Below are 14,524 nucleotides of genomic sequence, written 5' to 3'. Positions count from 1 at the left end.
ATGAAAGCACAACCACCTAAAGATAAAGACCAACAAACAGCGAAAAAAATGGCACCGCGAGAGCCAGAAGCGAAAGTCTCTGAGCAGACACTTACGGCAAAGCCTCCAGCATCTCAACGACACAGACATGGCGTTCGCTTTGATGTCGTCTAGCGTTTGACCTGGTCAAATTAACAAACAGCAAGCCGTCTATCGCCAAATAGGCGGCTTTTTTTAAAAGCAAATTTCCTTTCGGTTACAAAACTTAGACAAGAAATAGACTATCCTTAAATTTGATTACTTTATCAGCAATAAAATTTATCAGAAAATAGGCTGATACAAGTTAATAAGACATCTGGCCCGCAGCTGTAAGCGCCCCAGTTCTGTCCTTTAGAGAACATTAGATGAAATTAATCAATCAGCGGCTTCAACAACTTCATCTTACTCAGATAGAAGAGCTTTTAGAGCATGCCCCCATCGCCATTGGTCGCTATAATATCTTGTCTGGCCGCATTAATTTTCTGAACCGAGCCTTTACGACACTATTTGGTTACACCCTCCATGACCTTCCTAATCTAGCTGTTTGGTCTCAAAAAGCCAATCCCACGAAACGGCTTATTAGTCAACTGGATCAATCAATTGATGATGTAGAAAATAAAATAACCTGTAAAGATGGCACCATACGCTATGTCTGTTTTTCTTTTACCGATTTTGGAGATGAACGCTTTTGGTATTTCTACGATCTTTCAGAACATTACATCAAAGAGCAGCGCCTTCAAGCCCGTAGTGACATGCTCGAAATGGTCGCTAAAAGCTCCGCCCTTAACAAAACACTCTCCGTCATTATCAAACAAATTGAAAAAGAAATGCCGGATGCGTTATGCAGTATCTTATTGTTTGATGCAACCAATCAAACCTTAAATTTAGGGGCTGCACCCAACCTACCAGACGATTACAACATAGCCATTAACGGTATCAAAATTGGCCCTAATATTGGCTCTTGTGGTACCACCGCCTACCTAAATGAAAGAGTGATCGTGTCTGATATCGCAACCCATCCGTACTGGGAAAACTTTACCGAACTGGCGCAACAAGTCGGCTTACGCTCTTGCTGGTCCGACCCAATCAGATCTGCTAATGGGGATTTATTAGGCACGTTTGCAATCTACAACAGTCTCAACCCCACTCCCAGTCAACATGATTTAGAACTGATTAATTTTGCCAGCAACTTAGCCAGTATCGCCATTGAGAATCATAGTGCTCATAAGGAATTGGAACGCCGTGCTTACAATGATTATTTAACCGACCTCGCCAACCGACGTTCTTTTTTCGAGTTAAGCACCCGCGCATTACAACAAGCGAAACAAGCAAAAGAAAGCTACGCTTTGCTAATGATGGATGTCGACCATTTTAAAAGAATCAACGATATCTATGGACACGATTCAGGCGACCAGGTTCTGCAGATACTCGCGAAAACAAGTCAAGTAGCCATTCCAAAGAACGCAATCTTAGGACGAATTGGTGGAGAAGAGTTCGCCATTTTCCTACCCAACAGCCACCACAAACAAGCTATTCAAGTTGCTGAGCAATTACGAACGACATTGTCACACATGGCGATAAAGAGCCAAAAGGGCGAACGAATCCACTATACCGTTTCCCTTGGCGTCTCCTCTTGCCAAAATAAATGTAACACCATAGGTGAACTGCTCAGCGAAGCAGACAAAGCCCTTTATAAAGCCAAACAAACAGGCCGTAATAAAGTCTGTGTGTTTAGTGAGGACTAGCAGCAAAAACACGTCAGCGCCAAGTGTTGTGTATCTTCAAAAGCACTTTATCTCCACAGGGATAACGCCCTCTCAAACCAATCCACCTCGCCCGTCGCTTGCACCAATACAGACGCACCATGCAAGGATGCCAACAGCTGACCAGCTTTCACTCGAGCTTGATCATCGGCAAGATGATTAAGACGAACAAAGACTTGCGTCAGCCAACTGAGCTTCACTTCATAAAACTCGGCCAACGCTACCCCAACGGATTCTGGTAACAGATGTTTGTCTGCTGTCAACATAGTACACAGACTCATATTATGCTGTTCGACAATCTTCTTTTTAAAACCATCGATAAAACCGTTGAGCATGGCTCGTGGATCAATGGACGCCAATTTAGGATCCGGCAACAGGGTACGGAACTCATCAGTAAAGCGCGTCATGACTGCGACGGCTAAATCCCCTTTGGTTGGGTAGTGATAATGCACGCTAGCACTTTTAATACCAATCTCTTCGGCAATATCGCGAAAGCTAAATGCACCATAGCCGCTTTGCACAATGGCTCGCTCGGCGCTGTCCATGATACGGGTTTTGGTGTCTTTCGCGGGTTGTTTGCTGGACGTCGTCATGATGTTACTTCTCACAATGTTTATCTATCTACTGATAGGTATTTTATTGACGAACAATGAGACTACAAGCTATATTTCACCTATCTAGTGATAGATAGATAAAATTAGCCAACTGAAAAGGAGAAAATAATGAAATACGATGTATTGGTACTGGGAAGTGGTCCTGGCGGCTACGCCGCCGCATTTCGTGCGGCAGATCTGGGGTTGTCTGTGGCATTGGTCGAACGACATAACACCTTGGGCGGTGTTTGCTTAAACGTCGGCTGCATTCCTTCCAAAGCCTTATTACACATTGCAGGCAAGATACGTATGGCCGACGAACCCAGCCATGGTGTGAGCTTCGTTAAGCCGACTATTGATTTGGATGCCATTCGTCAGCATAGACAGTCCACTGTCGATGCCCTAACAAACAACCTCGCCATTATGGCCAAAGGCCGCAATGTGGCAGTTTTTCATGGGGAAGGGCAGTTTGCTTCCCACCACAGTCTAACGCTTAGCAAAGTCGATCAAGAGACAGAAACGATTGAGTTCGAGTCGGCTATTATTGCCATTGGCTCCCATGCCATTCGCTTGCCATTTATTCCCTATGATGATCCGAGAATCCTCGATGCCACCAGCGCTTTACAACTAAAACGCATTCCCAAACACATGCTTGTCATGGGTGGCGGCATTATCGGCTTGGAAATGGCAACCGTGTATCAAGCCCTAGGTAGCCAAATTACCATAGCGGAATTGGGTGATCAGATCATGACAGGCGCGGATAAAGACTTGGTACGTGTATTTGAAAACGCCAATAAAGATCGCATGACCTTCTTAACGCAAACCCAAGTCACTAAAGTCGATGCTCACCCAGAGGCCTTGACCATCACTTTACAAGACAAAGACGGTGAACGACATCTTGATGTGGATGCCGTGTTGGTCGCTGTTGGTCGCACCCCCAATGGCCGAAACGCAGGTATTCCTGAGATGGGTGCCGACATTGATCCGCGAGGTTTTATTATGACTAATGAACAATGCCAAACATCTGTACCCAATATTTATGCCATCGGGGATGTGACACACGGCCCCATGTTGGCCCACAAAGCCTCCCATCAAGGACACACTGCAGCAGAAGTGATCGCAGGCCATAAGGTCGATTTTCAGCCGATGGCGATTCCATCCATTGCCTACACTTTTCCAGAAGTCGCTTGGGTGGGTCTAACCGAAAACCAAGCCAAACGAGATAGCATCAAAGTAAAAAGCGCCGTGTTTCCTTGGAGTGCCAGTGGTCGTGCCATCGCGTCTGGCGTGACTCAGGGTAAAACCAAACTGATTTACGATGCAGAAAGCGAACGAGTATTGGGCGCGGGCATTGTCGGCTCCCACGCAGGGGAATTGCTAGGGGAACTCACCCTCGCTATCGAATTTGGCGCCACCTTAGAAGACATCGCCCTCACCATTCATGCTCACCCAAGCTTGCATGAAAGCGTTGGCCTCGCAGCAGAGGTAGGTGCTGGAACCATTACCGATTTGCCCAATAAGAAAAAGCGTTTGGCTTAGCACGGTCATCGTAACGAACTCCCATTGAAAGGCTATAGAATTAACCGTGGAGATGTATAGAATCTAACATCGAATGAATGTACTTTGTCATATAAAAAGGAGTGGGTATGTCCCCATCTAACTCGTTCGCTAAAAAATTAACGAGATTGCTTGTCGATTTAGCCATTGAGATAGTCTTAGTAGTCGCTATCTTTTACCTCTTAAGCCTATTTGTCAGCACGCTTAGCTCAAATACTCTTTTGATGATTTCGGTTTTTGCTTCGGTGCTTCTATACAGGGTCGTCATACTGCCCTATGCAATAAAAATGAGAGCGATGAAGGACAAATAATTTTATGCTTGCATGAAGCCGTTGGTCTGGCGGAAAAGATGGCAGCTAGAACCATTACCGATTTGCAAAATATAAGAGCCTTAAAGAGATAAACATATGTTTAGTTTGTGTAAAGATACAAAATATGGATTAAAAAGGTGATATAAAAAGAACGAAGGATGACCCATCTTACAGCGACAAGGAGAAAGCATATGTTGTTATCTAAACCGTCTTCCGAATGGGGAAAGTGGCTTAAAAGTTTAACGATTCAGCTGATTTTAATCATTGCCATATCAAAGTCTCTGATTTTTCTTTTCAGTAGCTTCAGTAGTCAAAGATCAACGACAGTTACCATAATTTCTGTACTTTTAGCTTTTGAGCTATGCCAAACCGTAATCATGCCAACGGCCTCATGCAAGACATTCACTAAGTTCATGCTATTTATGGTAGATTTTATTGTCGAGATAGGGCTTTTTGTCGGTATCTCTTACCTGCTATCTATCTTTTTCAATAATATGGGGTTAGACAACAAAATCATACTCGCTTATATTATCTCGATTTTTCTGTATAAGCTGGTTATATTACCTTTTGTCTTAAAAAATAGGGCAAATAAACCTAACTACTAAAGACAATATATAGCTCTTCGTCATCGCTAAAATTAAGGAAAATTTCGCTTGCTTCAAGATAGAGCTCGAATAGAAGTCTATAAGTGATTAAAAACGACTTAGTGACCATTCAATGTAATCTGAATGGTCAGAATAACTATATGAAAATGATATTTAAACTTCCATAAGATAACTTTAGAGCCTTAAGTCAGTTTAAATATCCACATTATTATAAAAAAAGTCACTTGTTTGAAGAACTTAAATTCTAGCCATTTCTATATTGGTAAGCAGTATTGCTTTGCAGCCTAGTTTTTTCAGTTTATCGAGTATTTGATGAGCTTCATCTTTTTTAACCATAGATTTAACCGAGTACCAATGTTTATTTCTCAACGGACTAATGGTTGGAGACTCAAAGCCTGGTGTTAACTCACAAGCTAGATCTAATATTTCTTGCGGCGCATCATATTCAACTAATTGATAATCTAACGCTATAAGTCGGCCACGAATTCTACTGACAATCATATCAATAGTGTGCGGATCACGTGGGTTCGGTGCAGAATAAAGAACGGCATTTGAAGCAAAAATAGGATCAGACACGACTTTTAGCCCAGCGGATTTTAATGTTGCTCCTGTTTCCACAATATCAACCACACAATCAGCCAGACCAAGGCTAATTGATATTTCAACAGCCCCTTCCAGCTCAACGATCTCGATATTGTCATCTTGAAAGTAATCACTCACTATGTTGGGAAAAGAGGTAGCGACTCTAAGACCGGATATATCACTACGCTTGTCTATACTTGACTCTTGCATAGCAGCAATACAAAGCTTTGAATGACCAAACGGTAGATCTATTATTTCTTTAGCGTTACTCTTTTTTTCACTATGAAAATCTTTCCCGGTAATACCGATATCTATTATTCCCTTACCTAGATACATAGGGATATCATTTGCTCTAAGAAAATAAAATTCTATATCGTTCTTTTTATCAAAGAAAAACAATCCCTTGGTAGGCTTCTTAACGCTGTACCCACACGATTCAAGTAGATCGATACAAGGTTGAAACAAAACACCTTTGTTGGGTAAGGCCATTCTAATCATTATGAACTCCGTATAAAGAAACTATGTTGTTTAAGAAAAGTATAAAACTCCTGACACTCAACAATATACATGGGTATAAATAGCTTAAGTAATATAGAAAGCATCACCAATTAACATTCGATACTAGGCCTGAAAAACAGCTTTTTATCCACATGAAACTCTATTTCTGATTTTACTAAAACGTTAAGGAAGGGCTTTATCAGACTGATATTACCAAAGCGAACGAAGAGAAACACCTCTTATGAGAAAGCGATTATAAATTAGAAATCAGCTTACCAAGACAATATGCTGCTCTTCGTCATAGCTAAAATTAAGACGAATCTCGATTTGGCTTGCTTCGATATGCAGCTTAGCCACAAGGCTGGACGTACCACGTTCAGCCATCTCGGCCTTGGCTTTTAATTGTTTTTCCAACATCATCCAAGCAAGCGAGTCTCTTGACTCGTCCAAATGATCATTGGTGTTAGAAATCGTCCGTAGGCAACGAAAATACGCCAAGGAATTGGTTTTAACATCCACCTCATCCCCATCTTCCGTTGCGATAAAACGTAACCCGCAGTCCGCAAGTTCGCTTATTAAATGGGCTTTCCACTGCTTCATAAACTGCTTTAAATACGACAAAAACGGCGCTCCAATCCAATCACTCGACTTTAATGCTAAATACTACGTATTTTATTGATTACCCAGTCGGGTGTAATCTGTTATCTTGCAGGAAGACGATAACAGGATGTTCAATGATGACTGAGCAAACAAATCAGCCTTTTGAAAATTGCGCGTCAGGCGGAAAACGTAAACAACTTGCCGAGCGCTTCACGGCTTATCTTGACACCCGTGATACCGATAAGCATGCTTTCGTTGCAAACCTAAACGGCAGTTGGGGTACAGGGAAAACCTACTTTGTAGAAGAATGGCAAAAGCTTCTTCAGGAACAAAGCTATATCGCCATTAAGATTGATGCTTGGGAATCAGATTATCTTAATGATCCCTTGTCTATTCTGGTAGCAGAAATACTGGAGCAAGTAAAAGAGCAAGATCCAAGAGATGATTTCACTGAGTCCGAGAAGAAAATTGGTCGCTATGTCGTTGGTCTTACCAAGGCAGTTGGCCCGACTATTTTAAAAGGAGTTCTCTCAAAGTGGGTTTGGGATAAAAATACCAGCAAAGAGCTGATCGATATCGTAGGCACAACAATAGATTCATTAAAAGAAATTGATTCATCAGAAGTGGTAAGTAACAAGCTAGGTGACTTTGGTGTTGAAGTAATGGAGCAACATCAGCGCCATAAAAGCTTTTCTAGAGAGTTCAAAACGGAGATCAGAACTCTGCTAAATATCGTCAACGACATTAAAGGTATGACAAAAGAAAAAACCTACATCTTTGTTGATGAGCTAGATCGCTGCCGTCCAACCTACGCGATTGAAATGCTGGAAACGGTTAAACATTTATTCGATATTCCCAACCTTGTCTTTGTACTTTCAACCGATACAGAACAACTAGAACATTCCATAAAAGCGGTTTACGGCCAAAATTTTGATTCTAGGGAATACCTAAGCCGATTTTTTAATCAAAGAATGGTGCTACCAGAGCCGGATTTATTAGCCTTTATAAAAACTGAAAAAGCGTTTGAAGGGTTGGATCTCAGTGATCTAAAAAGCTTTCCTCAAATATCCCACACCGATCAGTTACAGGATGCCTTTTGTATTTTCTGCGAATTAAATAAACACAATCTTAATCTACGAAAAATTAAGCACTTGATTTCGATAACTGAGGGTTTATTGATTGACCCAAAGGTCACTCAAAAACAGTTTTGTATATACTTACTTCTCGCCGCTGTTTTTGGGGATAACCTTTACAGCAATTCAAAAATCCAGGATAACTACGCAGTTTTATGTGCATATAAGCACTCAACAAGCACTAACTCTGCAAAGGACTCTTTAGATCCTGCTGTTCAATCCCAGAAAATGTCAGATTTTATAGTGAATAGCATCTCTCACTTCCACAATTTCCAGCAGAATTCGATAGTGGCGGAGCAAATAAGAAACTGGCCAATTTTCAAAGACTCTAACCCGACAAGACATCCACTCATATCTAAGATATTTATGAGCATAGATGATTGTGAAACTCAATTTAAAAATATTCGTACAAATAAAAATTCGGGAGTCGAAAGTATATGCACACCTGAAGAGATGATCAGTCTAATCCGAAGAACCTCCACTTCCTTCGAAGAAGGCTAGCCCGCACTAGTCTTCTTCCATTTCCTTAGAGAATACATTCCACCAGCAATTCTCAGCTTTTTTCCTAAACTTCTCCTTCAAGCGTTGACTATTTTTCATTCCAAGCCTATTTTGTATCCAATATCCATTTATACAATAACATTCCTAATGCATTCGAAATCAGGTAGGTAACAGCGATGAATAAAGCCGTGTTTAATGGTGTGATGCCGGCCCTAATGACACCTTGTAAAGCAGACCGTACGCCGGATTTCGATGCCTTGGTGAAGAAGGGCAAGGAGATGATCGCGGCAGGTATGTCGGCGGTGGTCTATTGCGGTTCTATGGGCGATTGGCCTTTGTTAACCGATGCTGAGCGTATGGAAGGTGTGGAGCGCTTGGTGAATGCGGGGGTGCCTGTGGTGGTGGGAACAGGCGCTATTAATACAAAATCTGCAGTGGCGCTTGCCGCCCATGCGGAAAAAGTGGGAGCTGCGGGGTTGATGGTGATTCCCCGAGTATTGTCCCGTGGTTCGGTGATGGCCGCCCAGAGACACCATTTTAAGGCAATCCTATCAGCCGCCCCGTCAATTCCTGCGATTATCTATAACAGTCCTGTCTATGGCTTTGAAACCCGTGCCGATTTGTTTTTTGCCCTGCGAGACGAGCATAAGAATCTGGTCGGCTTTAAAGAGTTTGGTAGTAAAGAGGCCCTACGTTACGCCGCAGAAAATATTACCTCCCAAGACGATGAAGTATTGCTAATGGTGGGCGTCGATACAGCGGTTTACCATGGTTTCGTCAAATGTGGTGCGGTCGGTGCGATTACGGGCATTGGTACGGCGCTACCAAAAGAAGTCTTATTACTCGCCAACTTATGCAAACTTGCCGCCCAAGGCAACGCCGAAGCCCGCGTTCGCGCCCAAGAATTAGAAGAAGCCTTTTCTGTCCTAGCGAGTTTCGATGAAGGACCAGAACTGGTGTTGTTCTTTAAATATTTACTTGTGTTGAACGGCGAAGAAGAGTATCGATTACATTTCAACGAAACGGATGAACTTAATGCCGCACAACGTCGTTATTGTGAAGAGCAATATGCGCTCTTTAAAGACTGGTTTGCGGATTGGGTTAAACAAGGGGGAGTAATAGAGACATGCAAGTAATCGACAGTCATACGGAAGGTGAGCCAACCCGCGTTATTATTTCTGGCGGACCCGATTTAGGGTCTGGCTCCTTAGCCGAACGAGCGAAAATATTGGCGACAGAACATCAAGCATTTTATCGTGGGGTAGTGTCCGAGCCTTATGGGCAAGAAGCCATGGTTGGCGTAATGCTGGTCGAGCCAGTGGACCCAGAATGCGTGGCAGGGGTGATTTATTTTGACGCGGCGGCCGTTATTGGCATGTGCGGTCATGGCACCATTGGCGTCGCCGCAACGCTGGCTCATATGGGAAAAATAGGCGTGGGGACGCACAAAATAGAAACGCCTGTGGGCGTCGTCGAGGTGACACTGTCTGATGCTAACACCATTACAGTACAAAACGTGGCTAGCCACCGTCTCTATAAAAATATTCGTCTTGAGATAGACGGAGTAGGTACCGTCTATGGCGATGTATCCTACGGGGGGAACTGGTTCTTTATTGTCGACCAAAGCCCCATTCCCGTGACACCGGATAACATTCGCGATTTGACTGACGTCGCCATTAAAATTCGTGAGGCCATTCAAGCGTCATCCTTAACGGGTACCGATGGTGGCATCATTGATCACATTATTCTTTACGGTCCACCATTGACGGAGCACGGCCACAGTCGAAACTTTGTACTTTGCCCAGACAATGCCTATGACCGATCACCTTGTGGCACTGGAAGCTCTGCACGTTTAGCTTGTCTTGCCGACGATGATCGTCTCGCCCCTAATGAAGAAATCATTCAGGAAAGCACGATTGGCAGCCACTATCGTTTAAGCTATCAACCCGCCAACGACGAAGCGATGCCTGCAGCGATTATTCCACGTATTACCGGACAAGCCTTTGTGACCAAGGAAGCAAAACTGATCATCAATCCGACGGATCCACTACGACACGGCATCTAAAAGAGAAACAACCCATGTCTTCAACAGATCACGACATCATTGTGATTGGCGCAGGGATTATCGGCATCAGTATTGCCCTTCAGCTGCAGTCTCAAGGTCGTCAGGTCTTAGTCTTAGACAGCAAAGGCATTGCTGCCGAAACCTCGGCCGGTAACGCAGGAGCCTTTGCGTTCGCAGATGTGATGCCTCTCGCCACCCCTGGTATTATGAAAAAAGCGCCCCTGTGGTTGATGGATCCCCTCGGCCCATTATCGCTACGTCCTGCTTATGCCTTGAAAATTCTCCCCTGGATGTTGAAATTCTGGCGAGCGAGCTGGTCAGACCGTTATCAGGCATCGCTCTTCGCCCAAGCGAATTTAATGGCCCTCTCCAAAGCCGCTCTTGAGCGACAAATTACAGCGGTGAATGGCGAAGCCATGATTCGACGTGAAGGCCAGTTGCAACTTTATGAAGGGGAAGCGGAGTTCAACGCGAGTTTATCCGGCTGGCAGACACGTAAAGAACATGGCGTGGTCTTTGAATTCCTAACCCACCCCGAGGCCATCGCTGAGATTCAACCGGGCATCCATCCAAGATTTACCCACGCAGGCTTTACACCAGAATGGAAGAATGTGTGTGACCCTGCCTTATGGACTCAGCATCTCGCCGATGAGTTCCAAAAGCGTGGCGGCAAAATCGCCATTGCGACGGTTCATGCGATTGCAGTACACGACAGTAGCGTGACGTTAAAAAGCGGAGCAGCCGATTATCAAGCAAGTCAGGTGGTACTTGCGGCAGGGGCTTGGTCTAAAAAATTAGCGCAATCTATTGGTGACAGTTTGCCACTGGATACAGAACGAGGGTACAACACCACTTTACCAGCAGGTGCCTTCGATTTAAAAACCCATATCACTTTTAGCAATCATGGTTTTGTGGTGACCAAAATAGGTGAGGGTGTTCGCATTGGCGGCGCCGTGGAACTAGGTGGGTTAAATCTACAACCCAATTATAAACGTGCGGATACCTTGCTCGACAAAGCCGCCTCTTTCTTACCAAGTTTAAAAACCACAGGCGGCAAACAGTGGATGGGCTTTCGCCCCTCCATACCAGACAGCCTACCGGTAATCAGCCACTCAAGTCGATCAAAGCGGGTAATATACGCCTTTGGACACGGACATTTAGGGCTTACCCAATCGGCTGGGACAGCAGAACTCGTGACCGCTCTTATTAATAACAAGACGCCAGATATCGATCTGGCGCCATTTTCAGCAAGTCGGTTTTAGTAGATGAAACATAACGAATAACCCCTCCCTAACCCTCCCCTTCGAAGAAATAAGGGGAGGGAACTGTCGGCTCCTCCCCCTTGCCAAGGGGGAGGTTGGGAGGGGGTTAGAAAAGGGTTAACAACGGGATGCGGCAATCCATGCCAAAACTTGTTGTTTGGTGTTGGCAATATGAGAGCGTAATTTTTCAATGGCGCCTTCGACATTGCCTTGGCGAGCCAGTCTTAATAAGTCACTATGATCTTGCTGGGCATGTTGGGATTGATTCAATTGATCGATGTGCATGCTCACATAACGGTTGGATTGTAAGCTGGCGCGTTCCAATAGCTGATTGGTCAGTTTTCTCCCTGCGGCCGCGTATAGAGCGCCATGAAAGGCAGCGTTTAATGGCCCCCAAGCGGCGATATCGCCCGATGCGTAAGACGCTTCCATTTCTTTCAGGATACGCTCACATTCAGCAACGTTTTCCTCTTTCATTAAAGGAATGGCACGGCTAAAAAGATCCACTTCCAGCATCATTCGGACATCAAAAATTTCCGCAATTTCATCCAGAGAATGCTGAGTCACGGTGGCTCCACGGTGATTGGTAAATACCACCAGCCCTTCGGCATCAAGGCGTTTTAGCGCTTCACGAACGGGCATACGGGACACATCGTACTCTTCTGCCAACAGTTCTTGACGAATCAGTTCCCCTTCGGCCAGTTCCCCTGACAAAATACGCTGACGCAGATCCGCCACTATTACATCGGGCAAACTTTGACGCACTACCGCTCTTTTCGACGCCAATTTACAACTCCTTCACAGCCAACGATCATTAACATCAGCTTAATTATACGCAAAAGCGCCACTCACGTGAGATGAGCGGCGCTTTTTTATTAACGATTTATCGAACCGTCAGGAGAACCCTTCGTTAGAAGGTTAAACTAGCGGTTAAACTATATGAGCGCCCCACTGAAGGGTAGCGGCCTACTGGGCTTGTATCAATTCCACGGAAGTAATAATCACGATCAAATAGATTGTTCACAGCAGCATCAATATTCAGTTTGGTTTTACCGGATTGGTAAACCTCTTTGCTAACGTTTAAGTTCCATACCGTATAGGAAGGCACTTTACCAACCGAGCCACTGGCATCCTCATCTGTGGTATTCGCCTCATCCGAAAAAGCATCGCTATAGTAGTAACCGGACACAGTGGATTGATAGCCTGCCAAGTTGTAGCTCGCATCCCAAGAGAATTGATTTTTAGAAGCATCGGGCAATTGATTCCCTTTGTGCGTCCCTTCTTGATATGTTGCATCCAAGTAGGTATAGGCTAGACCAAAGCTTAAATCAGGTACAGACAATGGGGCATAACGGCCGGAAACCTCAACGCCTTGGTGTAGGGTTTTCCCAACATTTTTAAAGGTTTGTTCACTCGCCTGCCATTGCAGCTGATTTTTATAATCAATGCGGTATAACGCCACATTAAAGGTGTTCTGACCGTGGGTGTAACGAGTTCCTAATTCGTAATTCCAGGCGGTTTCCCCTTCTTTGTTCCCCGCCCCTCGAATGGATGAAATCTGCGGCGCACGTAGGGATTTTTGGGTGTTGGTATAAGCAACCCAATCATTGGTCAGGTTATAAGCCACCGTCAACCCTGGCAAAGATTCATTAATTTGATTGCTTTGTTGTTCGGATTTACCAATGTCTTTGTAAATCATGTGCACCGATTCAAAACGCAGCCCAGGGGTGATTTTCAAGCGGTTATTCATTAAGCCAATTTCGTTACTGGCATAGCCCGCCACTGCATCGGTGGTCATGTGCCAGTTTCTTGGTACTGTCACCACACCAGTAGATAAGCTCCTTTGACGCAATTTATAGTCAATGTCCTCATTGACATAACGCATGCCTATGATCCAGTTCTGGGTAACGTTATCTGGCGAACCAAAGGATATAGATAGCTTAGGTTCGATGCCATATACTTTGAAATCTCGAGGCGAGTTACGAACGGCAGTCGATGGCAGACTGGGATCTGACCATTTCACCCCTGGGGTTCCATTGTAGCCCCAAACAAAATTACGCGTATCATGATGACCAAAAGCCAACACTTCAAATTGCGCAGCCTTCCCCCAATCTAGGTCTTGCAAAAATTTCAGATGCCAACGAGTCGCTTCGCCTGCAAAGGTATCATAAGGACGCTGTGATTGTGTACGATCTTGACGATAAGCATCGGGGGACAGGGCGCCTGGCATCTGTGTATCCGCTTTGTATCTTTGTACAAACGCCTTTAACTCTTGGGTATCATTGATTAACCAATCTGTTTTTATTTGGAAATTTTTAACATCCGTATCCGAGTGGTCTCTCTCACTGTCACCATTAAGACTGTTTGCCTCTATCTGTATTCCAAAGTTATCCGATAACCAGCCGCCTGAACGTAAATACAAGTTATTAAGCATATGATCGCTGTGATCATAAGCTGTAATTCGATTACTAATTTGCGATTCCCAAGTGGCGGGAATCGGCTTCGTCACCAAGTTAATCACTCCCCCAACGTTATTTGGGCCATATTGGACTGCGGCGCCACCACGCACTACGTCAATGCGCTCTAGGGTCGATAAAGTCGCTGGAAAGATAGATTGGCCTGTATGTCCGTAGGGTGCCAAGGTAAGCGGTACACCGTCCATCAAAAACTGTGCCTGACCACTACGACTGGCACTTAGTCCTCGCACAGAGACATTAGGTAATACTCCTGTGCCAGTTTCATCTTGAATTTTTACACCAGGTACTTGTTGCAAGGCGTTATCTATAGATGTGGCCGCGTCTTGTGTCATTTGTTTTGACGTTATCACCGTACGATTGCCAGGGTATTCTTTTACGTCTGATGCTTTTGAATCGCCAATCACACTCGCGGTTACAGGGAGTGTTTTCAATTCATGAGTGTCACTGGCCGCTTGTGCCGATAGACCAAACATCATGGAGCAAGCCAACACAGAATAACGACAGGTAACAAAAAGTATGGGGGGAGTTTGTTGAGTTTTCATTATTTTCTTTTTTCCTT

General features: G+C 44.4%; 12 protein-coding genes. 7 read left to right on the top strand and 5 right to left on the bottom strand.

Annotation, left to right across the window (positions count from 1 at the left end):
* Complete coding sequence (locus AC0VYI_RS00405) at positions 1-153, top strand: hypothetical protein (protein WP_475446510.1); 153 nt, start codon at positions 1-3, stop codon at positions 151-153.
* Positions 154-383: 230 nt separating this feature from the next.
* The gene (locus AC0VYI_RS00400) at positions 384-1,763 is read left to right on the top strand and encodes a sensor domain-containing diguanylate cyclase (protein WP_475446508.1); all 1,380 of its coding nucleotides are present in this window, start codon (positions 384-386) and stop codon (positions 1,761-1,763) included.
* A 47-nt stretch (positions 1,764-1,810) separates the two neighbouring features.
* Here AC0VYI_RS00400 and AC0VYI_RS00395 read toward each other — a convergent pair whose 3' ends face one another.
* Positions 1,811-2,374, bottom strand: coding sequence for a TetR/AcrR family transcriptional regulator (locus AC0VYI_RS00395; protein ID WP_475446506.1), 564 nt, complete (start codon positions 2,372-2,374; stop codon positions 1,811-1,813).
* A gap of 129 nt (positions 2,375-2,503) precedes the next feature.
* Between AC0VYI_RS00395 and lpdA the strand changes: the two genes are divergently transcribed.
* The gene (gene lpdA, locus AC0VYI_RS00390; RefSeq protein WP_475446505.1) at positions 2,504-3,913 is read left to right on the top strand and encodes a dihydrolipoyl dehydrogenase; all 1,410 of its coding nucleotides are present in this window, start codon (positions 2,504-2,506) and stop codon (positions 3,911-3,913) included.
* A gap of 1,171 nt (positions 3,914-5,084) precedes the next feature.
* On the opposite strand, the gene hisG is transcribed toward lpdA, so the two are convergent.
* Complete coding sequence (hisG, locus tag AC0VYI_RS00385) at positions 5,085-5,927, bottom strand: ATP phosphoribosyltransferase (RefSeq protein ID WP_475446503.1); 843 nt, start codon at positions 5,925-5,927, stop codon at positions 5,085-5,087.
* 267 nt (positions 5,928-6,194) lie between these two features.
* Positions 6,195-6,548: a hypothetical protein gene (locus AC0VYI_RS00380; protein ID WP_475446501.1), complete on the bottom strand. Its 354-nt coding sequence runs from the start codon at positions 6,546-6,548 to the stop codon at positions 6,195-6,197.
* 113 nt (positions 6,549-6,661) lie between these two features.
* Here AC0VYI_RS00380 and AC0VYI_RS00375 point away from each other — a divergent pair, with 113 nt between their 5' ends.
* From AC0VYI_RS00375 to AC0VYI_RS00360, 4 genes are all read left to right on the top strand, one after another.
* A complete protein-coding gene (locus AC0VYI_RS00375) occupies positions 6,662-8,161 on the top strand; it encodes a KAP family P-loop NTPase fold protein (RefSeq protein ID WP_475446499.1) in 1,500 nt (499 codons plus the stop codon).
* 176 nt (positions 8,162-8,337) lie between these two features.
* A complete protein-coding gene (locus tag AC0VYI_RS00370) occupies positions 8,338-9,297 on the top strand; it encodes a dihydrodipicolinate synthase family protein (protein WP_475446498.1) in 960 nt (319 codons plus the stop codon).
* A complete protein-coding gene (locus AC0VYI_RS00365) occupies positions 9,288-10,226 on the top strand; it encodes a 4-hydroxyproline epimerase (protein WP_475446496.1) in 939 nt (312 codons plus the stop codon). Before AC0VYI_RS00370 ends, AC0VYI_RS00365 begins: the two co-directional genes overlap by 10 nt.
* A 14-nt stretch (positions 10,227-10,240) precedes the next feature.
* Entirely contained in the window at positions 10,241-11,488 is a 1,248-nt protein-coding gene (locus AC0VYI_RS00360; RefSeq protein ID WP_475446494.1) for an NAD(P)/FAD-dependent oxidoreductase, read from the top strand.
* A gap of 117 nt (positions 11,489-11,605) precedes the next feature.
* On the opposite strand, the gene AC0VYI_RS00355 is transcribed toward AC0VYI_RS00360, so the two are convergent.
* Together AC0VYI_RS00355 and AC0VYI_RS00350 are read right to left on the bottom strand one after the other, a co-directional pair.
* On the bottom strand, positions 11,606-12,274 hold the full coding sequence (locus tag AC0VYI_RS00355; RefSeq protein ID WP_475446492.1) for a GntR family transcriptional regulator: 669 nt from the start codon (positions 12,272-12,274) through the stop codon (positions 11,606-11,608).
* Positions 12,275-12,398: 124 nt separating this feature from the next.
* Complete coding sequence (locus tag AC0VYI_RS00350; protein ID WP_199475697.1) at positions 12,399-14,507, bottom strand: TonB-dependent receptor family protein; 2,109 nt, start codon at positions 14,505-14,507, stop codon at positions 12,399-12,401.
* Positions 14,508-14,524 lie beyond the last annotated feature (17 nt).

Source organism: Marinomonas sp. 63XJN7_9_ISO-PGPR-S23-217 (assembly GCF_056173515.1).
This window is presented reverse-complemented; position numbering and strand designations above follow the sequence as displayed.